We start from the raw sequence: 20466 nt of genomic DNA, 5'->3' as shown, positions 1-20466 counted from the left end.
GGCGAAGTGGCGGATAGGAACTCCGGCGGGGCCATGGGAGCCGCGGGCAGGGCACCCACGGCCGACAGGGCGGATGCGATACGCAACGTCGTGCTGGTCGGCCACTCGGGAGCGGGCAAGACCACCCTGGTCGAGCAGCTGCTCGCGGCGACGGGCACCGTCCAGCGGCCGGGCCGGGTGGAGGACGGCAACACGGTCAGCGACTTCGACGAGGTCGAGGTGCGCCAGCAGCGGTCGGTCAACCTGGCGCTGGCGCCGCTCGTGCACAACGGCATCAAGATCAACCTGCTCGACACCCCGGGTTACGCCGACTTCGTCGGCGACCTGCGCGCGGGGCTGCGCGCCGCCGACGCCGCCCTGTTCGTCGTGTCGGCCTCGGAGGGGATCGACGGGCTCACGCAGATGCTCTGGGAGGAGTGCGCCCAGGTCGCCATGCCCAGGGCGGTGGTGATCACCAAGATCGACCACCAGCGCGCCGACTTCGACGAGGTGCTGGCCACCTGCCAGGACGTCTTCGGCGACGGCGTCGCCCCGCTCTACCTGCCGGTGATCACCAACGGGCACGTCAACGGCCTGATCGGGCTGCTGTCGCAGAAGTTCTACAACTACGCGACCGGCGCCCGCACCGAGAAGGAGCCGGGCGCCGAGTACGAGGCGCAGATCGAGGAGCGGCGCGGCGAGCTGATCGAGGGCATCATCCAGGAGAGCGAGGACGAGTCGCTCATGGACCGCTACCTGGCGGGCGAGCCCATCGACACCAAAGTCCTGGTGGACGACCTGGAGAAGGCGGTCGCCCGCGGCAGCTTCTTCCCGGTGCTGTGCAGCGGGCTCGGCGACGGCCACGCCGTGGGCATGACGGAGCTGCTGGAGCTGGTGACCCAGGGCTTCCCCTCGCCGCTGGAACACCCGATGCCCGAGATCACCGACCTGTCCGGCAAGCCGGTCGGCGGCATCGCCTGCGACCCCGACGGCCCGCTCGTGGCCGAGGTCGTCAAGACCACCAGCGACCCGTACGTGGGCCGCATCAGCCTCGTCCGCGTCTTCTCCGGCACGCTGCGCCCCGACATGACCGTGCACGTCTCCGGGCACGGCCTGGCCGACCGCGGGCACGAGGACCACGACGTCGACGAGCGCATCGGCACGCTGACCAGCCCGCTGGGCAAGACCCAGCGCCCGGCGGCCAAGGGCTCGGCCGGGGACATCGTGGCCGTGGCCAAGCTGTCGCGGGCCGAGACCGGCGACACGTTGTCGGAGGTGGAGCGTCCGCTGCTGATGACGTCCTGGCAGATGCCCGAGCCGCTGCTGCCGGTGGCGATCAGGGCCAAGTCGAAGGCCGACGAGGACAAGCTGGCCCAGGCGCTCGGCCGGCTGGTGGCCGAGGACCCGACGCTGCGCCTGGAGAACAACGCCGAGACCAGGCAGCTCGTGCTGTGGTGCATGGGCGAGGCGCACACCGACGTGCTGCTCGACCGGCTGGCCAACCGGCACGGCGTCGAGGTCGAGCGGATCGAGCTGCGGGTGCCGCTGCGCGAGACGTTCGGCGGCCGGTGCCAGGCGATGGGCCGCAACGTCAAGCAGACCGGCGGCCACGGCCAGTACGCGATCTGCCACCTGGAGGTCGAGCCCCTGCCCTCGGGCGGCGGGTTCGAGTTCGTCGACAAGATCGTCGGCGGGGTGGTGCCCCGGCAGTTCATCCCGTCGGTGGAGAAGGGCGTGCGGGCCCAGATGGAGCGCGGCGTGGTGGCCGGCTACCCCATGGTGGACGTGCGCGTCACGCTCTACGACGGCAAGGCCCACTCGGTCGACTCCTCCGACATGGCCTTCCAGATCGCCGGCCAGCTCGCGCTGAAGGAGGCGGCCTCCAAGGTCCCGACCCTGCTGCTGGAGCCGGTGGACGAGCTGTCGGTGCTGGTGGCCGACGACTACGTGGGCTCGGTGATGTCCGACCTGTCCTCGCGGCGCGGGCGCGTGCTCGGCACCGAGCCGGTGGGCACCGGGCGCACGCTGGTCAAGGCCGAGGTGCCCGAGCTGGAGATCACCCGCTACGCCATCGACCTGCGCTCGATGTCGCACGGCACCGGGACGTTCACGCGCACGTTCCTGCGTTACGAGCCGCTGCCGCCGAACCTGGCGAGCAAGGTGGCGGCCACCGAGTGAAGGGTACGGGGTGAGCGGCGCTGAGCCGGGAGGGCGGCATGTCCCTCCCGGCCCGCACGTTTGATCACCACATCTACCGTTTCGTAACAGAAGCATCACGACTGCATTTCTTTTTTCGGGTCCGATCACGCGGGAGCAACTGCCAGACTGGGTTGCACTATGCGAACTGGACGCCCACTCCTAGCCGCTGCAGCCCTCGCGGTCGTGACCACCAGCGCCGCCTACGTGTTCGGCCCCGGCGCGACCGAGAGCCCCGCAGCGACCAAGAAGACGACGACCACCGCCACCGCCGCCGCCGAGGCGACCGCGGCCTGCAAGCCCGACCCCCGCTACCCCAAGCGCCAGCTGCGCGGGGTGTGGATCGCGACGGTCAAGAACATCGACTGGCCCTCGCGCGCCGGCCTCGGCCAGGCCCGCCAGAAGGCCGAGTACGTCAAGATCCTCGACAGCGCGGTCAAGCGCAATCTCAACGCCGTCTTCGTCCAGGTCCGGCCCGCCTCCGACGCGCTCTACCGCTCCTCGCTGGAGCCCTGGTCGCAGTACCTGACGGGCACCGCGGGCAAGGACCCGGGCTGGGACCCGCTCCCGTTCCTCATCGACGAGGCCCACAAGCGCAACCTGGAGTTCCACGCCTGGTTCAACCCCTACCGCGCGGCCGAGAGCGCCGACCTGTCCAAGCTCCCGGCGAACCACCCGGCCCGGCAGCACCGCGACTGGACGGTCACGTACGGCGGCGGCCTCTACTACAACCCCGGCCTGCCGCAGGTGCGCGAGCACGTCACCAAGGTCATCACCGACGTGGTCAGCCGCTACGACGTCGACGGCGTGCACTTCGACGACTACTTCTACCCCTATCCGGGCGGCGGCGGCACGTTCGACGACAAGGCCGCCTTCGCCAAGTACGGCAAGGGCCAGAAGCTGGCCGACTGGCGCCGCCACAACGTGAACAAGCTGGTGGCCAAGGTCGACGCGGCCGTCCACGACACGAAGTACCACGTGAAGTTCGGCATCAGCCCGTTCGGCATCTGGCGCAACAAGTCCAACGACCCCGACGGGTCGGCCACGGCCGGCATGTCCGCCTACGACTCCATCTACGCCGACGCCCGCTCCTGGATCCAGGACGGCACGGTCGACTACGTCGCCCCGCAGCTCTACTGGCCGCGCGGCTTCAAGGCGGCCGACTACAAGACGCTGACGGCCTGGTGGGCGGGCGCGGTCAAGGGCACCGGCGTCCAGCTCTACATCGGCCAGGCGCTCTACCAGGTCGGCACCAAGACCAACGCCGCCTGGGCCAACCCGGGCGAGCTGTCGGCGCACCTGACGGTGAACCGGCGCTACGAGCAGGTCGACGGCGACATCTACTTCAGCGCCAAGCAGCTCCTGACCAACCCGCTCGGCGCGATCGACCGGGTGGCCAAGGAGCACTACAGCCGTCCGGCGCTGCTGCCGATCATGGAGGACCGCGGCGGCGAGGCTCCCGGCAAGCCGGCCGGCGTCAAGGCGAGCGGCTCCACCGTGTCCTGGACGCCGTCCGAGGGGGCGCGGGCCTACGCGGTGTACCGGGTGCCGGAGTCGGGCAAGGACTGCCACACCACCGACGCCCGCAACCTGGCGGCCGTGGTGACGACGGCGTCGTACTCGGCCAAGCCGGGCACGTACCTGATCACCTCGCTCGACCGCCAGCACCACGAGAGCAAGCCGGTGAAGGTCAAGGTGGGCTGAGACCGTCCCGCCGTCCCGCCCGCCGACGCCACGCCCGGGATCCGGGCGTGGCGTCGCCGTGTTCCGGATGCTCAGCGGCCGGTCTGCGCCCAGGCGCGGGCCAGGGCGGCGACCGCCTGGTCGAGGAGGGCGGGCGGCAGGGCGAAGCTGAGGCGCAGGCGGTCGCGGTGGCGGCCGTCCGGGGAGAACAGGGAGCCGGGGGCGACGGCCACGCCCTGCTCGCGGGCCGCCGCGGCGAACCTGTCGGTGTCGGCGCCCGGCAGGCGGGCCCACACCGACAGGCCGCCCTGCGGGCGTGACCAGGTCCACGACGGCAGGCGCGCGGACAGCGCGGCGGTGAAGTGGTCGCGGCGGCGGGCCAGCTCGGCGAGCCAGGCCGGCACGGGGTCGCCGTCGAGCAGGTCGGCGGCCAGCCGCTGGGAGACGGCGCTGGTGGCCAGGTCGGCGTCGAGCTTGGCCTCCAGCAGCCGGGCCAGCAGCGGCTCGGGGGCGGTGAGCCAGCCCACCCGCAGGCCGCCCCACAACACCTTCGACAACGAGCCCACCGTCACCGTGCCGTGCGGATGGGCCAGGGCCAGCGGCTCCGGCGGCGTCCGGCCGTCGAACACCACGGGCGCGAGGGTCCGGTCCTCCACCAGCGGGACGTCCGCCGCCGCGGCCAGCTCGGCCACGTGCCGCAGGTCGGCCACGCGGCCGGTCGGGTTGTCCACGGGCAGCGCGTACACGGCGGCCGGGCGGTGGCGGGCCAGCGCGTCGCGCACGGCGTCCGGGTCGGCGAGGTCCACGGGGACGGCGTGGGCCCCCGCGCGCCGGAACACGCTGAGCGCGCCCCCGTAGGCCGGGTCGCCGGCCAGCACGCGGTCGCCGGGCCGCAGCAGCACCCGGGCCGCCAGGTCGATGCCCTGCTGGGCTCCCGAGGTCACCAGGATCTCGCGGTGCGGCCCCGGGTCCAGGGCGGCCAGGACGGCGCGCAGCCGCGAGTCGCCCATGGCGTCGTAGCCGTGGCCGCTCGGCGCGCGCATCAGGGCGGCGGCGTCCAGCGGGGGCACCGCCAGGTGCGAGGGGTCGGGGACGACCGAGGTCGACAGGTCGGCCAGCACCGCGCCGCCCTGGAGCAGGCCGCCGAACGTCGGGACGCCCAGCACGTACGTGCCGCTGCCGTGCCGGCGTTCGCACAGGCCCTCCTCGCACAGGGCGTTGAAGGCGGCGGCGACCGTCCCGCGGCTGAGCCCGACCGCCTGGGCCAGGTCGCGCTCGGAGGGCAGGCGGGTGCCAGGGGCGATGGCGCCGGTCTGGGCCAGGTCGGTCAGCGCTCCCGCGAGCCGCCGGCTGGCCGTGCCCTCGTGGAGCCGGAGCCGGTCGCGGACCAGGGTGACAAGGTCTTCTTCTCTTCCCACGCCACTATTATCCGGTTACTGTGCCACTTATCAATGAATTGGCCTACATCTTGTGATCGTTAGCGGCCATTTACGGAGAGGAGCGGCACGATGCGCGAAGCCGAGCACATCTGGATGGACGGCGAGCTGGTGCCCTGGGGCGAGGCCCGCGTGCACGTCCTGACGCACGCCCTGCACTACGGCACCGCCGTGCTGGAGGGCACCAGGGCCTTCGACACGCCGGACGGCCCGGCGGTGTTCCGGCTGGACGAGCACCTGCGGCGGCTGGCGCGCAGCGCGCGGATCATCGGGATGCCGCTGCCGTACACCTTGGAGGAGCTGCGCGCGGCCACGCTGGCCACGGTCGCGGCCAACGGCCAGTCCTCGTGCTACATCCGCCACCTGGCCCACCGCGGCTACGGCGAGATGGGCGTGGCGGCGCGCGGCTGCCCGACGGTGGTCTCGATCGCGTCCTGGGAGTGGGGGGCGCTGCTGGAGGCGGGCGTGCGGCTGATGACCAGCTCCTGGCAGCGCAACGACCACCGGGTGACGCCGACCGCGGCCAAGGCCACCGGCCCCTACCTGAACTCGGTGATGGCCAAGTCCGAGGCCCTGCAGGCGGGCTTCGACGAGGCGGTGCTGCTGAACGCGGCCGGCAACGTCAGCGAGTGCACCGGCGCCAACGTCTTCGTCGTGCGCGACGGCGTCCTGACCACGCCTCCGCCGCACGCCGGCGCGCTGGAGGGCATCACGCAGGACACCGTCACGCGGCTGGCCGCCGACCTGGGGCTGACGGTCACCAGGGAGGATCTGCTGCGCACCGACCTGTACACGGCCGACGAGATCTTCGTCTGCGGCACGGCGGCCGGGATCGTGCACGTCAGCGCGGTCGACCACTGCGAGTTCGGCGGCCCCGGGCCGGTCACCGGCAAGCTGGCCGACGCCTACGACGCGGCCGTGCACGGGCGCGACGACCGCTACCGCCACTGGCTCACCCCCGTGCGCGGGTGACGGACCGCGCCCGCCGCCGCCCGTGAGAAGGTAGGGGAACCGGTGGCGCCGGATCGCGAGGTGCTCTAGCGTGCCACGGACGTCATCGATCGCGGGAGGTCGTCGGGGTGAGGCGCGCGCTCGTGGTGCTGGCCGTTCTGGCCGGTTCCGTACTGCTCGGCCTGCAGGGCACGGCCACGGCCGGCGGCTCGGCTCCCGGCGCGGGCAGGGTGGCGCTCATCGGCGTCCCCGGCCTCGGCTGGGACGACGTCGACCAGGCCGACGCCCCCAACCTGTGGGAGCTGACGCGCGGCAGCGCGATCGGCTCGCTGTCGGTGCGCACGGTCAGCAACATCACCTGCCCCTACGACGGCTGGCTCACGGTGTCGGCCGGCACCAGGTCGGCCGCCGGATACGCCTGCGGCGCGCCGCCCGCCCCCGAGACCCGGGGCGCGGGCGCGGTCATCCCCGACTACCGCTACCTCATCGACGTGGCCGGGCAGCGCAACGCCGGCACGCTGGGCGAGGCGCTGAAGGCCGCGGGCCGGTGCTCGATCGCGATCGGCCCCGGAGCCGCGCTCGCGCTGGCCGACCGGCAGGGCGCGGTGCAGCGCTACCACGCCTCCCCGCTCCAGGTCCGCACGGCCGACCTGGAGCAGTGCCCGCTCACCGCCATGGACGTCGACGACCTCGTCCACCCCTACCTGGCCGGCGGCAAGCTGCCCAAGGTGCCCGAGCAGCTCGGCCCCAAGGAGCGCCGCGACGCGCTGCGCCTGGCCGACGCCAAGGCCGGCGCGCTGCTGTCGATCCTGCCGCCCGGCACCACCGTGCTGCTCGCCGGCCTGTCCGACCACGGTTCCGTGCCCCACCTGCGGGTGGCCGCGCTGCGTGAGCCGGGGGCGCAGGGGCGGTTGCTGGGCGCGGCCTCGACCCGCCGCGCCGACATCTCGATCCTGCCCGACCTGACCGCGACCGTGCTGGCCCGGCTCGGGGTGCCGGCGCCGGCCACGGTCGTCGGGGTGCCGCTGCAACTGGGCGAGACCGGCGCGACGATCGATCGGCTGCGCCGGGCCGACGCGACCGCGCAGGCCATCCGGTCGGTCAAGGGCGTCTACTTCACCGTCGTGGCGGTGTTGCAGGTGCTGTTCTACGTGGTCGCGTTCCTGCTGCTGCGGCGGCGCAAGGGCCTGTCGCCGGTGCGCCTGGCCGCGGTCGCGCTGGCCGCCCTGCCGGTCTCCAGCTACCTGGTCAACCTGCTGCCCTGGTCGTCCCTGCCGCAACTGGTCGCGGGGGTGCTGGGCTGGGTCGTCGTGATCACCGGGCTGGCCTTCGCCGGGCCCTGGCGGCGCCGTCCGCTCGGCCCGCTCGCCGTGGTGGCCGGCGTCACCGCGCTCACGCTCGCCGGCGATCTGCTGACGGGCACGACGTTGCAGCTCAACAGCGTCATGGGTTACAGCGCCGAGGTCGGGGCCCGCTACTACGGCCTGGGCAACATCCCGTTCGCATTGCTGGCCACCGGCACGCTGCTGGCCACCACCGTGATCGCCCACCGCTGGCCGGGGCGGCCCGGGGTGGCCGCGATCGTGGTGCTCGGGGCGTTCGCGATGGTGCTGGGCGGCTCGGGCATGGGCAGCGACTTCGGCGGCGTGATCGCGTTCGTGCCGGGCATCGCGGTGACCGCGCTGCTGGTGGCCGGCAAGCGGGTGTCGATCGTGAAGCTGGGGGCGTTCTGCGTGGCCGGGGCGGTGATCGTGATGACGTTCGCCGTGCTCAACTACCTGCGTCCGCCCGACGAGCAGACGCACCTGGGCCGGTTCGTCGGCCAGGTGCTCAGCGGCGAGGCGTTCGAGGTGATCTTCCGCAAGCTCCAGGCCATGCTGGCCACGCTGCTCAGCCCCAACCTCATGCCCATCGTGATCGCGGCCGTGGCCTTCCTCGTCTACGCGATCCTGCGGCCCGAGCAGGCCAGCGCGGGCGTGGTGCCCGCGGCGTTCCGCCACTCCCCCGCCCTGCGCGCCGGCCTGATCGGCACGCTGGTCAGCGGGGTGATCGGGATGCTGGTCAACGACTCGGGCGCCGCGGTGCTGTCGATGGCTCTGGCGCTGGCCGTGCCGCTGCTGCTCGCGGCGGGCATCGGCGCGCTCGGCCGCGAACAGCCGGCCGAGTCCCCCGCCCCCGCCCGCCTGGCCCACACCGGCGACTGACAGCTCGGGCGGCGGGCCTGGGATCGACGCCGCGCGCTGTGGGCCCGCGACCGGGGTCGCTAGTCCTCCCAGGCGTCGGCCAGCAGTTGCCGGGTGTCGTGCAGGAGCTGGGGCAGCACCTTCGTCTGCGCCACGACCGGCATGAAGTTGGTGTCGCCGCCCCACCTCGGCACGACGTGCTGGTGCAGGTGGGCGGCGATGCCTGCGCCCGCGACCTGGCCCAGGTTCATGCCCACGTTGAAGCCCTGGGCGCCGCTGGCCTTGCGCAGCGCGCGCAGCGACCGCTGGGTGAACTCGCCCAGCTCGGCGACCTCGGCCGAGGTCAGCTCGTCGTAGCCGGACACGTGCCGGAAGGGCACGACCATCAGGTGGCCGGAGTTGTACGGGTAGAGGTTGAGGACGGCGTACACGACCTCTCCCCTCGCCACGATCAGGCCGTCCTCGTCGCTCATCCGGGGGATCTCGTCGAACGGGCAGCCGTCGCCCGGCCCGGTGCCCGTCGGCTTGTTCTCGCCCTTGATGTAGGCCATGCGGTGCGGGGTCCACAGCCGCTGGAAGTTGTCGGGCGCCCCGGCCCCTGCCTGATCGTGCATACCCAGCAGCATAGGTCCCCGCGCCGAGGGCATGCCCTTCCGGCGTGATCCCCCGCCCTTCGCGACGGGCCTAAGGTGAGGGCATGGCACAGCGACTCGAACCCATGCCCGCCGACTGGCAGCGCGCCCTGGCCGTCGTGGCCCACCCCGACGACCTGGAGTACGGCTGCGCCTCCGCCGTCGCCACCTGGACCGACGCCGGGCGCGAGGTCTCGTACCTGATCGCCACCCGCGGCGAGGCGGGCATCGACACGCTCGACCCGGCCGCGTGCGGGCCGGTGCGCGAGCGCGAGGAGCGGGCCAGCGCCGCCGTGGTCGGGGTGACCACCGTGGAGTTCCTCGACCACGCCGACGGGGTCGTCGAGTACGGGACGGCGCTCAGGAGGGACATCGCCGCCGCCATCCGCAGGCACCGCCCGGAGCTGGTGATCACTCTCAACCCCGACGACACGTGGGGCGGCACGTACTGGAACACGCCCGACCACCGGGCGGTGGGCCGGGCCGTGCTGGACGCCGCCGGAGACGCCGGAAATCGCTGGATATTTCCGGACACCGACGCCGCGCCCTGGAACGGCGTGCGCTGGGTCGCCGTCGCCGGCTCCAACTCCCCCACCCACGCCGTGGACGTCACCGACGGGCTGGAGCGGGGCGTGCGGTCGCTGCTGGAGCACCGCGCCTACATCGAGGCCCTCACCGACCAGGCCCCGGAGGTCTACGCCCGCGAGCTGATCGAGGGCTCCGCGCGGGAGGCCGCCGAACGCTTCGACGGCCGCCCGGCGGTCGCCTTCCGCCTCTACCCCCGCTGAGCTCTACCGCCGACTTCCCCGGCCGAGTTTCCCTGCTGACTTTCCCTGCCGACATCCGGCCGGGGCCTGAGCCCCGGCCGGGCCGAAAGCGGCGGGTCAGACCTGGACGCGGTGTTCCACGGCGTTGACGATCTCGGCGATGGCCTCCTCGACGGGCACGCCGTTCTTCTGCTCGCCGTTGCGGTAACGGAAGGACACCGCGCCGTTGGCGATGTCGTCGTCACCGGCCAGCAGCATGTACGGGACCTTCGCCTTCTGCGCGTTGCGGATCTTCTTCTGCATGCGGTCGTCGGCCGCGTCGACCTCGACCCTGATGCCCCGCTCGCGCAGCCGCTTGGCGACGTCCTGGAGGTAGGGCACGTGGGCGTCGGCGATCGGGATGCCGACCACCTGCACCGGCGCCAGCCACGCGGGGAACGCCCCGGCGTAGTGCTCGACCAGGACGCCGAAGAACCGCTCGACCGAGCCGAACAGCGCCCGGTGGATCATGACCGGCTGCTGCCGGGAGCCGTCGGCCGCCTGGTACTGCAGGTCGAACAGCTCGGGCAGGTTGAAGTCGAGCTGGATGGTGGACATCTGCCAGGTGCGGCCGATGGCGTCGCGCACCTGGACGGAGATCTTCGGCCCGTAGAAGGCCGCGCCGCCCGGGTCCATCACCAGGTGGAGGTTCTCGGCCTCGGCCACCTCGCGCAGCGTGGTGGTGGCCTCCTCCCACACCTCGTCGGAGCCGACGAACTTCTCCGGGTCCTTGGTGGACAGCTCCAGGTAGAAGTCCTCAAGGCCGTAGTCGCGCAGCAGGTCGAGGACGAAGCGCAGCAGCGAGGTCAGCTCGTCGCGCATCTGCTCGCGGCTGCAGTAGATGTGGGCGTCGTCCTGGGTCAGGCCGCGCACCCGGGTCAGGCCGTGGACCACGCCCGACTTCTCGTAGCGGTAGACCGTGCCGAACTCGAACAGCCGCAGCGGCAGCTCGCGGTAGGACCGCCCGCGCGCCCTGAAGATCAGGTTGTGCATCGGGCAGTTCATCGGCTTGAGGTAGTAGCGGGCGCCCTCCAGCTCCATGGGCGGGAACATCCCGTCCTTGTACCAGTCGAGGTGGCCCGAGACCTGGTAGAGGTGCTCCTTGGTGATGTGCGGGGTGTTGACGAACTCGTAGCCGGCCTCCTCGTGCCTGCGCCGCGAGTAGTCCTCCATCACCTTGCGGATCACGCCGCCCTTGGGGTGGAAGACCGCCAGGCCCGAGCCCAGCTCGTCGGGGAAGGAGAACAGGTCGAGCTCGGCGCCGAGCCTGCGGTGGTCGCGCCGCTCGGCCTCCTCCAGCATCTTCAGGTATTCGTCCTGCTTGTCGCGGGACTCCCAGGCGGTGCCGTAGATGCGCTGGAGCTGCGGGTTCTTCTCGCTGCCGCGCCAGTAGGCGCCGCCGGAGCGCATGAGCTTGAACGCCGGGATCGACCGGGTGGAGGGCACGTGCGGCCCCCGGCACAGGTCTTTCCAGCACAGCTCGCCGCTCTTGGGGTCGAGGTTGTCGTAGATCGTGAGCTGCCCGGCCCCGACCTCGACGCTCTCCTCGTCGGCCGCGCCGCCCTTGAGCCCGATCAGCTCCAGCTTGTACGGCTCGCCGGCCAGCTCCTCGCGCGCCTGCTCGTCGCTGACGGCCCGGCGGGAGAACAGCTGCCCCTGCTTGACGATCTCCCGCATGCGCTTCTCGACGCGCTTGAGGTCGTCGGGGTTGAACGCCTGCTTGACGTCGAAGTCGTAGTAGAAGCCGTTCTCCACGGGCGGGCCGATGCCCAGCTTGGCCTCGGGGAACAGCTCCTGCACCGCCTGGGCCATGACGTGCGCGGTGGAGTGGCGGACGATGGCCCGGCCGTCTTCGCTGGAGACCTCGATCGGCTCGACCACGTCGTCCTGGGCCAGCGGGTGGGCAAGGTCGCGCGGCTCGCCGTTGACCCGGGCCGCGATGACGGTGCGGCCGTCGGCCTCCAGCGCCTCACCGGCCGTCGTGCCGGCCGCGACCACACGCTCGGCTCCGGCGAGGGTGATGCGTAGCTCGGCTGACACGGTGTCTCCCTTGGATCGCGCTCGATGCCCGGCACCGAGGCTGGTTCGATGGTGAACACCGATGCTATCGCGGGTGAAACCCCAGCCTTGTCAGGTCCTGGCGGGTGCCGTGGAAGACGTTCCGGTCGAGCGGACTGCTGGCATATTGGTGAATTGTCCAGTCGCGCCACGGCGGCGGCACGAGGGGTTCGCCGCGCGGCTTCTCCGGGGAGGCGATCCACAGCGGGTAGTCGGCCAGGCCGGCGCAGTTCCCCGAGCGGGCGAACCAGTGGAAGGTGTAGATGAAGGGCCGCAGGCCGGCGTGCCGCTCGACGTGGTGGCACCAGCGGCGCGCGTACCTGGCGACCTGCTCGGGGCGCTGCCCGTCGCCGGTCTCCAGGTCGAGCGCCACCAGGTCGCCCCTGCGCAGGCCGCCCGCCGACCTGAGCACCGCCAGGAAGTGCCGGGCGTGCTCGATCGGGTCGCCCTTGGGCCGGGCGAAGTGGTACGCCCCGCACACCAGCCAGCTCTCGCGCATTCCCGACCAGTTGCGGGCGAACCACCGGTCGGTCCAGTCGCCGCCCTCGGTGGCCTTGGCGAAGGCGAAGGAGACTCCGGCCTCGGCGTGACCGGCCCAGTCGACGGAGCCCTGCCAGTTCGACACGTCTATGCCATGCAGCAAGCGCTTCACCTTGCCGGAGTTTATTGAGATGTCCCCCTATGAACCCTTCGACGCGCCGATGAGCAGCTCACGGGTACGTTCCCGCTCGGCGAAGGTCGCGCCGACGAAGTCGGTCACCCCGGCCTGGCGCAGCCGTTCGAGCTGGGCGAGCACGGACTCCTCGTCGCCGACCACCGCGACGTTCCCGGGCCCGGCGGCGCCCTCGCGGTCGAGCATGGCCCGGTAGGAGGGCAGCGTGCCGTAGACGGCGAAGATCTCGTTGGCCCGCTCGACCGCGGCGGCGGGGTCGTCGGTGACGCAGACGGGCAGCGCGCAGACGATCCGCGGCGCCGGGCGGCCCGCCTCCGCGGCGGCGGCGGTGATGGTCGGGGCGACGTGCTCGGCCACCGTCTTCGGGCCGGTCATCCACAGCACCGTGCCGTCGGCCACCGTGCCGGCCAGCTTCAGCATGCGCGGGCCGAGGGCGGCGATGAGCACCGGGAAGCCCGCGCCCGGCGTGGTGAGCCGCACGTCGGCCCTGATCGTCTCGCCCGCCGCCTTGACCTGCTCGCCCCGGCTGGCCGGGAGCAGCACGTCGAGGTACTCCTTCATGTGGCGGTAGGGGCGCTCGTAGCTGAGGCCGAACATGTGCTCGATGACGACCTGGTGCGACAGGCCGATGCCGAGCGCCAGCCGGCCGCCGAGCGCGGCGTTGGCCGTCATCGCCTGCTGGGCCAGGGCCGCCGGGTGCCGCGGGTAGGTGGGCACGACGGAGGTGCCGAGCTCGATGCCGGGCACCTGGGAGCCGGCCACGGCCAGCGCGGTGAGGGCGTCGAGGCCGAAGATGTGGGACAGCCAGGCGGAGGCGAAGCCGTCATCGGCCGCCTGGGCGATCTCGTCGCGGAGCGCGCCGAGCGGGTCGGACCCTTGCCGTTCGTTCAGGAAATATCCGAAACGCATGGAAACAGAACTCCATTCTGGAGGCAGACGCGCCTGTATCTTCCCACGCCGCCGGGCGCGCTCACCCGTACGAAGGGGGCGGATTTGTAAAGTGGCCTCATGACGCACGATCGCGCAGGACAGCCCGCCCAGCCCGCCGACCTGGTCGACGTCGCCCGGCTGGTGACCTCCTACTACGCCCTGCACCCCGACCCCGCCGAGGTGGCGCAGCGGGTGGCGTTCGGCACGTCGGGCCACCGCGGGTCCTCGCTGCGGACGGCCTTCAACGAGGACCACATCCTGGCCACCAGCCAGGCCATCTGCGAGTACCGCGCCTCCCAGGGCACCGACGGCCCGCTGTTCCTGGGCATCGACACGCACGCGCTGTCCGAGCCCGCCCGCGTGTCGGCGCTGGAGGTGCTCGCGGCCAACGGGGTGGAGGTGCTGATCGACTCCCGCGACGGCTACACGCCGACCCCCGCCGTCTCGCACGCCGTCCTGCGGCACAACCGGGGCCGCACGTCCGGGCTGGCCGACGGCGTGGTGGTGACGCCGTCGCACAACCCGCCCTCCGACGGCGGCTTCAAGTACAACCCGCCGCACGGCGGCCCCGCGGACACCGACGCCACCTCCTGGATCCAGGACCGCGCCAACCAACTGCTGGCCGACGGCATGAAGGGCGTGTCCAGGATCTCCTACGCCAAGGCCCTCGACGCGGCCGGCCGCTACGACTTCCTCGGCGCGTACGTCGACGACCTGCCGTCCGTGGTCGACCTCGACGCGATCAGGTCGGCCGGGGTGCGCATCGGGGCCGATCCGCTGGGCGGGGCGAGCGTGGCGTACTGGGGCGAGATCGCCGAGCGCCACCGCCTCGACCTGACCGTGGTCAACCCGCTGGTCGATCCCACCTGGCGGTTCATGACGCTCGACTGGGACGGCAAGATCCGCATGGACTGCTCGTCGCCGTACGCCATGGCGTCGCTCATCGCGCAGCGGGACAGGTACGACATCGCCACCGGCAACGACGCCGACGCCGACCGCCACGGCGTCGTCACCCCCGACGGCCTGATGAACCCCAACCACTACCTGGCCGTCGCCATCTCCTACCTGTACGCCCACCGCGAGGGCTGGCCCGCCGCGGCCGGGGTCGGCAAGACGATGGTGAGCAGCGGCGTCATCGACCGGGTCGCCGCCTCGCTCGGGCGGCGTCTGTACGAGGTGCCGGTCGGTTTCAAGTGGTTCGTCCCCGGGCTGCTCGACGGGTCGCTCGGGTTCGGCGGCGAGGAGAGCGCGGGGGCCTCGTTCCTGCGGCGCGACGGCTCCCCCTGGTCCACCGACAAGGACGGGCTCATCCTCGCCCTGCTGGCCTCGGAGATCCTGGCGGTGACCGGCGAGTCGCCGAGCGCGCACTACCGCCGCCTGACCGAGCGGTTCGGCGAGCCCGCCTACGCCCGGGTCGACGCGCCCGCCACCCGCGAGGAGAAGGCGGTGCTGGCCAAGCTGTCGGCCGACCAGGTGACGGCGTCGTCGCTGGCCGGCGAGCCGATCACGGCGGTGCAGACCGCGGCCCCCGGCAACGGCGCGGCGCTCGGCGGCGTGAAGGTCTCGACCGAGAACGCCTGGTTCGCCGCCCGCCCGTCGGGCACCGAGGACGTCTACAAGATCTACGCCGAGTCCTTCAAGGGCCCCGACCACCTGGCCAAGGTCCAGGAGGAGGCCCGCTCGCTGGTCTCGGCCGCCCTGGGCTGAGCGGCCGGGCGGCTGGTCCTGGCGGCTCGCGGGGGTCGGCCGTCGAGCGGGCGGCTCAGCGGGGCAGTTCGCGGGCGGTGGCGGCGGGCATGCCGGTGCGGCCGAGGTCGGCGTGCCGGCCCGCCAGCACGCCGGCGCGGTAGCCCGTGCCGCTGGTCGTCGGGACGGACATGCGGATGCGCGGATACCGCGCGGCCACCGCCAGGTCGACCTCGGCCCGGCGGTCGGCCAGCACCAGCGCGGTGCCGGCCCCGGCGGCCTCGGCCTCGGTCGCGGCCCGCGACTCGGCCTCGCGCAGCAGCCGGTACACCTCGTCGGTGAACCCCAGCAGCCACGAGCGCCGGTAGGCCCGCGCGAGGGCGAGCTCGCCCGGCGGCCGTACGCGGGCCAGGCCGGAGGCCATCTGCAGCAGCAGCGACGTGGCCAGCACGTCGGCGCGTTCGAGGTCGGCGGCGAAGCCGAACACGTGCACCCGCTGGCCGCCGTCGCCGCGGCCGATCAGCAGCGGACGGCAGCGCACGGCCTGGGCGACCAGGCTGACCAGGCGGGCCTTCTCCCTGGCCCACGGGGCGGGCAGGGTGACGATCCGGTCGCCGGGGGTCTGGCGGGTGCCGGGCGGCGGGAGGGTGTCGATGCCGTACTTGGCCATCAGGGCGGAGGCGGCCGCCAGGAAGGTGGCCCGCTCGTGCTCGTTGTCCGTGCGTTCGGCCTTGGCCAGGAGTTTCCTGACGCGTTCGAGCGTGCGCTCCCGCAACCGAGCTCCCCCTACTTGGCCAGCACCCGCCCGTCGTCGGCGATGGCCGGGAAGGCGCCGGTGTCGACGATGCCGTGCTGCTGGTACAGAGCCTCGATCAGGGCGTGCGCCTGCGGCTCCAGCTTCCACAGGGCACGATACTCGCGCGCGGTGGCCAGCGAGATGCCGATCTCCTGGGCGATGTCCACCGAGCGCGGCACGATGCGCTTGGCGATCTGCCGGTCCCAGAACTCGCGGGCGGCCCTGATCTGGGCGGCGCGCTGGGCGGTGTCGACGACCTGGGGGGTGGCGTCGAACACCTCGACGTCCTCGTCCTCGTCCTCGACGAGCTCGGCCAGCGCGGGCGGCAGCGCCGGGCGGGCGGGCACGGGACGGTGGTCGGCCTCGGGCTCCCACGGCACCCGCGGGTCGGCGTCGATGAGGGCGTTGGTGTTGTACAGGGCGGCGATCTGGGCCAGCAGCGCCTCCTGGCGCGACTGGTCGACGGCCAGCCCGGTGTGCTCGACGGCCTGGTCCATGGCCTTGTCGAGCTTGGCCAGCGCGCCGCGCATCTTGCGCTCGGAGGCGCCGCCGTCGCGCAGCGCCTTGGCGCGCTTGGCGGCCAGGGCGACGCGGGTGAGCCGGCGGTGGGCGTCGACCTCGGAGGCGGTGCGGTCGCTGACCTCGGCCAGGCCCATGCGGACGAGCAGGCGTTCGGGGGTCAGGCGCCAGTTGATGCGGCCGGTGCCGCGGATGCGGTGGCGTTCGATGGCCATGCCGCGTTCCCAGAGCCAGGCGGCGACGAGCGGGGCGGCCAGGCGGAAGACGGCCTCGGGGAGGCTCCGGGCGTCCATGCTGGACAGGACGGCGGTCAGGCAGGTCAGCGCCCAGACCGCGATGCCGTCGATGCCGGCGGAGAAGTTCTCCCGCATGTTGCGGCGGGCGCGGACGGCCGAGGTGATGATGGCGACCTCGATGAAGGCGAACAGCAGCAGCCGGAGCGGTCCGTCCAGGCCCAGCACGTCTCCGGAGAAGCGCCACATGCCCTGGGCGGACACGCCGGTGGCGATGGAGGCGGCGACGACGGTGAGCACGTCCTCGACGGGACGGGGGGCGACGTAGCGGGCGAATAACCAGGTGCCCGCCTTCCAGGCCATCCGGAGCGCCAGGAACGCCAGCACGAGCCCGGCCAGGCCCAGCAGGGCGATGACGGCGGTGGCGAACGGCTTCTCGGCGACGAAGGCTGCTATTTCCTCAAATGTCGGCATCAGTCACTATCCGCGAGGCTCAACTCCAGCTTGTCTTGCGACGAGATCATCGCAGACTGTCGCCCCCTTGTACGCCAAACGCCACCGATTTCCCCTGTCTCCCACCGGTTCCTGTGACACACGCCGTACCAGAAGGGGGTTGTGGCTAGTCGGCGGCCCGCGACCCGGCGCACAATGAGGCGCACCCCGGCCTTCCCGCACAGGTGGCCGGGCGGGCGGCCAGATGGACGATCGGGCGGGCGGCCAGGTGGGACGCGAGAGTGAGCGGCAATTTCGTCCTTTCGGAGGGCAACAGCCGCCTGTCCGGATGGGACCATCTACCGAGGGATTTATCCCAACATAGTGCGATGTATCCCAGCAGGACGGATATCCATGTCTGACTCAGAGTTCCCCTTCGTCCAGTTCATGCGCGAGGACTTCGACCCGGTCGCCGAGCTCGGCCGCATCCGGGCCGAGCACGCCGTCTTCCCCATGAAGATCCCCGGCGACCAGACCGTGCACCTGGTCACGCGCTGGGAGGACGTACGCGGTGTGCTCGGCGACCACGAGCGGTTCAGCAACGACTTCGCCGGCATCTCCGGCCTGGGCTCCAACCAGGAGGACCCGGGCGGCCTCGGCTTCCGCGACCCGCCCGAGCACACGCGGCTGCGCAAGTACCTGACCCCCGAGTTCACCATGCGCCGCCTGCGCCGGCTGGAGCCGCGCATCGAGGCGATGGTCGAGGAGCACCTGGACCGCATCGAGGCCAAGGGCCCGCCCGCGGACCTGGTCGAGGACTTCGCGCTGCCGATCCCGTCGCTGGTGGTGTGCGAGCTGCTCGGCGTCCCGTACGAGGAGCGCGCCGACTTCGTCAGGATCAGCAAGGACCGGTTCGACCTGTCGGCCGGCCCGGAGGCGTCCCTGCAGGCGATCAACGACGCGATGGCGTACCTGGTGGACCTGGTCGCCCGCGAGCGGCGCGACCCCGGCGAGGGCCTGCTCGGCCAGCTCCTGCGCGAGCACGGCGACGACCTCGACGACCGCACGCTGGCCAGCATGTCCGACGGCCTGCTCACCGGCGGGCACGACACCAGCACCAGCATGCTCGCCCTCGGCGCGCTCTGGCTCATGCGCCACCCCGAGCAGGCCGCCAAGGTGCGCGAGGTGGACGGCTACGTCAACGACGTCGTCGAGGAGCTGCTGCGCTACATGACGGTCGTCCAGGTGGCCTTCCCGCGCTTCGCCCGCGAGGACCTGGAGCTGCACGGCGTGCCGATCAAGAAGGGTGAGATGGTGCTGTGCTCGCTGACCGGCGCCAACCGCGACCCCTCGCTGGGCCCGGACATGGACGAGGTGCGCCCCGGCCGCGAGACCGCGCGCTCGCACCTGGCCTTCGGCCACGGCATCCACCGCTGCATCGGCGCGCCGCTCGCGCAGATGGAGATGCGCATCGCCTTCCCCGCCCTGCTGCGCCGCTTCCCGGACCTGCACGTCTCTGGCGAGGTGCCGTTCAGGGAGCTGGCCATCGTGTACGGGGTCAAGGAGCTACCCGTCGCCTGGTAGAGCGGTTACGTTCACAGTGTGAACGAGCCCGTCATCGATCTGGCCTCGATCGGCGCCGTCGTGTTCGACATCGACGGCGTGGTCACCGACACCGCCCGGGTGCACGCGGCCGCCTGGAAACACGTCTTCGACGCCTTCCTGCGCGGCCGCTGCGACCCGTTCGACGTGCGCGACGACTACCTCCGGCACGTCGACGGCCGGCCGCGGCTCGACGGCGTGCGCACCTTCCTCGCCGCGCGCGGCCTCACCGTGCCCGAGGGCGGCCCCGACGACGAGCCCGGCGCGCCCACCGTGCACGGGCTCGGCCTGGCCAAGGACCACATCTTCATCGCGCAGGTGGACAAGTACGGCGTGGCCGCCTTCCCCGCCACCGTGGCCCTGCTGCACGAGCTGCGCCACCGGGGCGCCCGCACGGCCGCCGTCTCGGCCAGCCTGCACGGCCGTCGGCTGGTCGCCGCCGCGGGCGTGGCGCACCTGTTCGACCTCATCGTGGACGGCGGCGACGCGGCCCTGATGAACCTGCCGGGCAAGCCGGACCCCGCCCTGTTCCTGGAGGCCGTGCGCCGCCTGGCGCTGCCCGCCGGACGGGCCGCCGTGGTGGACGCGGCGCTGCCCGGCGTCCAGGCGGGCGGCAAGGGCGGCTTCGGGCTGGTGGTGGCGGTCACCCGGGACGGTCCGGGCGACGCCGCCGCGCTGGCCGGGCACGGCGCGCACGTCGTGGTGCCCGATCTGGGCGAGCTCGGCGTGCGCGGCAGGGTCCTACCCTTTAAGGCGTGACGGTGCTGATCGATCCCCCCGACTGGCCGGGGCCGCGCGGCCTGATGTGGTCGCACCTGGTGAGCGACAGCTCGCTGGAGGAGCTCCACGCGTTCGCGGCCCGGCTCGGGGTGCCGGGCCGGGCCTTCGACCGCGACCACTACGACGTCCCCGAGACCGTGCACGCGCGGGCGGTGTCGCTGGGCGCCGAGCCGGTCAGCTCGCGCGAGCTGCTGCGCCGCCTGATCGCCGCCGGTCTGCGCCGCCGCAAGCGCCGCGCCCCCTAGCCTTCCGCCAGACGGGCCAGCTCGGCGGTCATGTTGGCGCGGGCGGCCTCCTCCCACAGCTCGCGGGCCCGGTCCGTACGGTAGAGCCGCGGCGCGGCCAGCAGCCTGCGCAGCACCTGGGCACGGCCCTGCCGGAACAGGTCGTCGGGCACGTGCGCGTACTCGCGGCGGATGCCGGCGGCGTAGGCGTCGTAGCCGGGGCGGCCCAGCACGGCCAGGTCGGCGTCGCACAGCACGGCCCCGTCGCGGTCGCCGGCGGCCACCGTGTCGTGGGCGGCGGTCAGGCGGACCAGCCGGGCGGTCGCGGCGACCCGGCCGGGCGGCACCCCGCAGCGCGGCAGGCGCGCCTGGGCGAGCTGGGCGCTGCGCTCCTCGTCCCAGCCGGGCCTGCCGTCGTAGACGGCGTCGTGGAACCAGGCGGCCAGGCGCACGGCGGCGGGGTCGGCGGCCTCCCCGGCCAGGTCGTCGACGGCGGCCAGCACGGCGGCGAGGTGGGCCAGGGTGTGGTAGCGGCGGTGGGGCTCGGCCCAGCGGGCGATCAGCTCGGCGCCGACGGCCGGCGCGGCCGGGGAGCCGCCCGCGAGCGCGAGCCACCCGGCGGCGAGCCGGGCCCTCGACGCGGGGTCCGGGGGGTCGTGGAGCACGC

General features: G+C 72.8%; 17 protein-coding genes. 9 read left to right on the top strand and 8 right to left on the bottom strand.

Features of this window, described 5'->3' with window-relative positions; genetic code table 11:
- Positions 1-33 precede the first annotated feature (33 nt).
- Positions 34-2157 (top strand): elongation factor G-like protein EF-G2, encoded by a 2124-nt coding sequence (locus tag ACIBST_RS26185; protein ID WP_397175463.1) that lies wholly within the window; start codon positions 34-36, stop codon positions 2155-2157.
- Positions 2158-2361: 204 nt separating this feature from the next.
- Positions 2362-3879, top strand: a complete 1518-nt coding sequence (locus ACIBST_RS26180; protein WP_397175322.1) for a glycoside hydrolase family 10 protein — start codon at positions 2362-2364, stop codon at positions 3877-3879.
- 71 nt (positions 3880-3950) lie between these two features.
- Here ACIBST_RS26180 and ACIBST_RS26175 read toward each other — a convergent pair whose 3' ends face one another.
- Positions 3951-5276 (bottom strand): PLP-dependent aminotransferase family protein, encoded by a 1326-nt coding sequence (locus ACIBST_RS26175; protein WP_397175320.1) that lies wholly within the window; start codon positions 5274-5276, stop codon positions 3951-3953.
- 90 nt (positions 5277-5366) lie between these two features.
- Between ACIBST_RS26175 and ACIBST_RS26170 the strand changes: the two genes are divergently transcribed.
- Together ACIBST_RS26170 and ACIBST_RS26165 are read left to right on the top strand one after the other, a co-directional pair.
- On the top strand, positions 5367-6266 hold the full coding sequence (locus ACIBST_RS26170) for a branched-chain amino acid transaminase (protein WP_397175318.1): 900 nt from the start codon (positions 5367-5369) through the stop codon (positions 6264-6266).
- 107 nt (positions 6267-6373) lie between these two features.
- On the top strand, positions 6374-8449 hold the full coding sequence (locus ACIBST_RS26165) for a hypothetical protein (RefSeq protein WP_397175316.1): 2076 nt from the start codon (positions 6374-6376) through the stop codon (positions 8447-8449).
- A gap of 59 nt (positions 8450-8508) precedes the next feature.
- On the opposite strand, the gene ACIBST_RS26160 is transcribed toward ACIBST_RS26165, so the two are convergent.
- Positions 8509-9042 carry an HIT family protein gene (locus ACIBST_RS26160; protein WP_397175314.1) on the bottom strand — a complete coding sequence of 178 codons (534 nt, stop codon included), beginning with the start codon at positions 9040-9042 and terminating at the stop codon, positions 8509-8511.
- A gap of 83 nt (positions 9043-9125) precedes the next feature.
- On the opposite strand from ACIBST_RS26160, the gene ACIBST_RS26155 reads away from it, so the two are divergent.
- Positions 9126-9848 (top strand): PIG-L deacetylase family protein, encoded by a 723-nt coding sequence (locus tag ACIBST_RS26155; RefSeq protein ID WP_397175312.1) that lies wholly within the window; start codon positions 9126-9128, stop codon positions 9846-9848.
- Between the two features lie 96 nt (positions 9849-9944).
- Here the strand turns inward: ACIBST_RS26155 and thrS are convergent, their stop codons facing one another.
- From thrS to ACIBST_RS26140, 3 genes are all read right to left on the bottom strand, one after another.
- Complete coding sequence (gene thrS, locus ACIBST_RS26150; protein WP_397175311.1) at positions 9945-11906, bottom strand: threonine--tRNA ligase; 1962 nt, start codon at positions 11904-11906, stop codon at positions 9945-9947.
- Positions 11907-11970: 64 nt separating this feature from the next.
- Positions 11971-12567 carry a glycoside hydrolase family 25 protein gene (locus ACIBST_RS26145; RefSeq protein ID WP_397175309.1) on the bottom strand — a complete coding sequence of 199 codons (597 nt, stop codon included), beginning with the start codon at positions 12565-12567 and terminating at the stop codon, positions 11971-11973.
- 36 nt (positions 12568-12603) lie between these two features.
- On the bottom strand, positions 12604-13506 hold the full coding sequence (locus ACIBST_RS26140) for an LLM class F420-dependent oxidoreductase (protein WP_397175307.1): 903 nt from the start codon (positions 13504-13506) through the stop codon (positions 12604-12606).
- Positions 13507-13605: 99 nt separating this feature from the next.
- On the opposite strand from ACIBST_RS26140, the gene pgm reads away from it, so the two are divergent.
- Complete coding sequence (pgm, locus tag ACIBST_RS26135) at positions 13606-15234, top strand: phosphoglucomutase (alpha-D-glucose-1,6-bisphosphate-dependent) (RefSeq protein ID WP_397175305.1); 1629 nt, start codon at positions 13606-13608, stop codon at positions 15232-15234.
- Between the two features lie 55 nt (positions 15235-15289).
- Here the strand turns inward: pgm and ACIBST_RS26130 are convergent, their stop codons facing one another.
- Together ACIBST_RS26130 and ACIBST_RS26125 are read right to left on the bottom strand one after the other, a co-directional pair.
- Entirely contained in the window at positions 15290-15988 is a 699-nt protein-coding gene (locus ACIBST_RS26130) for a DUF2786 domain-containing protein (RefSeq protein ID WP_397175303.1), read from the bottom strand.
- Positions 15989-15999: 11 nt separating this feature from the next.
- Entirely contained in the window at positions 16000-17235 is a 1236-nt protein-coding gene (locus tag ACIBST_RS26125; RefSeq protein ID WP_397175302.1) for a hypothetical protein, read from the bottom strand.
- 372 nt (positions 17236-17607) lie between these two features.
- On the opposite strand from ACIBST_RS26125, the gene ACIBST_RS26120 reads away from it, so the two are divergent.
- From ACIBST_RS26120 to ACIBST_RS26110, 3 genes are read left to right on the top strand one after another with little or no spacing between them, the layout of a single operon-like run.
- On the top strand, positions 17608-18777 hold the full coding sequence (locus ACIBST_RS26120; RefSeq protein ID WP_352322574.1) for a cytochrome P450: 1170 nt from the start codon (positions 17608-17610) through the stop codon (positions 18775-18777).
- An 18-nt stretch (positions 18778-18795) separates the two neighbouring features.
- Positions 18796-19554, top strand: a complete 759-nt coding sequence (locus ACIBST_RS26115) for an HAD family hydrolase (RefSeq protein ID WP_397175301.1) — start codon at positions 18796-18798, stop codon at positions 19552-19554.
- Positions 19551-19820: a DUF4031 domain-containing protein gene (locus tag ACIBST_RS26110; protein WP_397175300.1), complete on the top strand. Its 270-nt coding sequence runs from the start codon at positions 19551-19553 to the stop codon at positions 19818-19820. The genes ACIBST_RS26115 and ACIBST_RS26110 overlap by 4 nt, the downstream gene beginning before the upstream one ends.
- Here ACIBST_RS26110 and ACIBST_RS26105 read toward each other — a convergent pair.
- Positions 19817-20464, bottom strand: a complete 648-nt coding sequence (locus ACIBST_RS26105) for a metal-dependent phosphohydrolase (RefSeq protein WP_397175299.1) — start codon at positions 20462-20464, stop codon at positions 19817-19819. The two genes, ACIBST_RS26110 and ACIBST_RS26105, sit on opposite strands and share 4 nt — an antisense overlap.
- Positions 20465-20466: the final 2 nt, after the last annotated feature.

Source organism: Nonomuraea sp. NPDC049684 (assembly GCF_044465345.1).
Classification (GTDB): domain Bacteria; phylum Actinomycetota; class Actinomycetes; order Streptosporangiales; family Streptosporangiaceae; genus Nonomuraea.
This window is presented reverse-complemented; position numbering and strand designations above follow the sequence as displayed.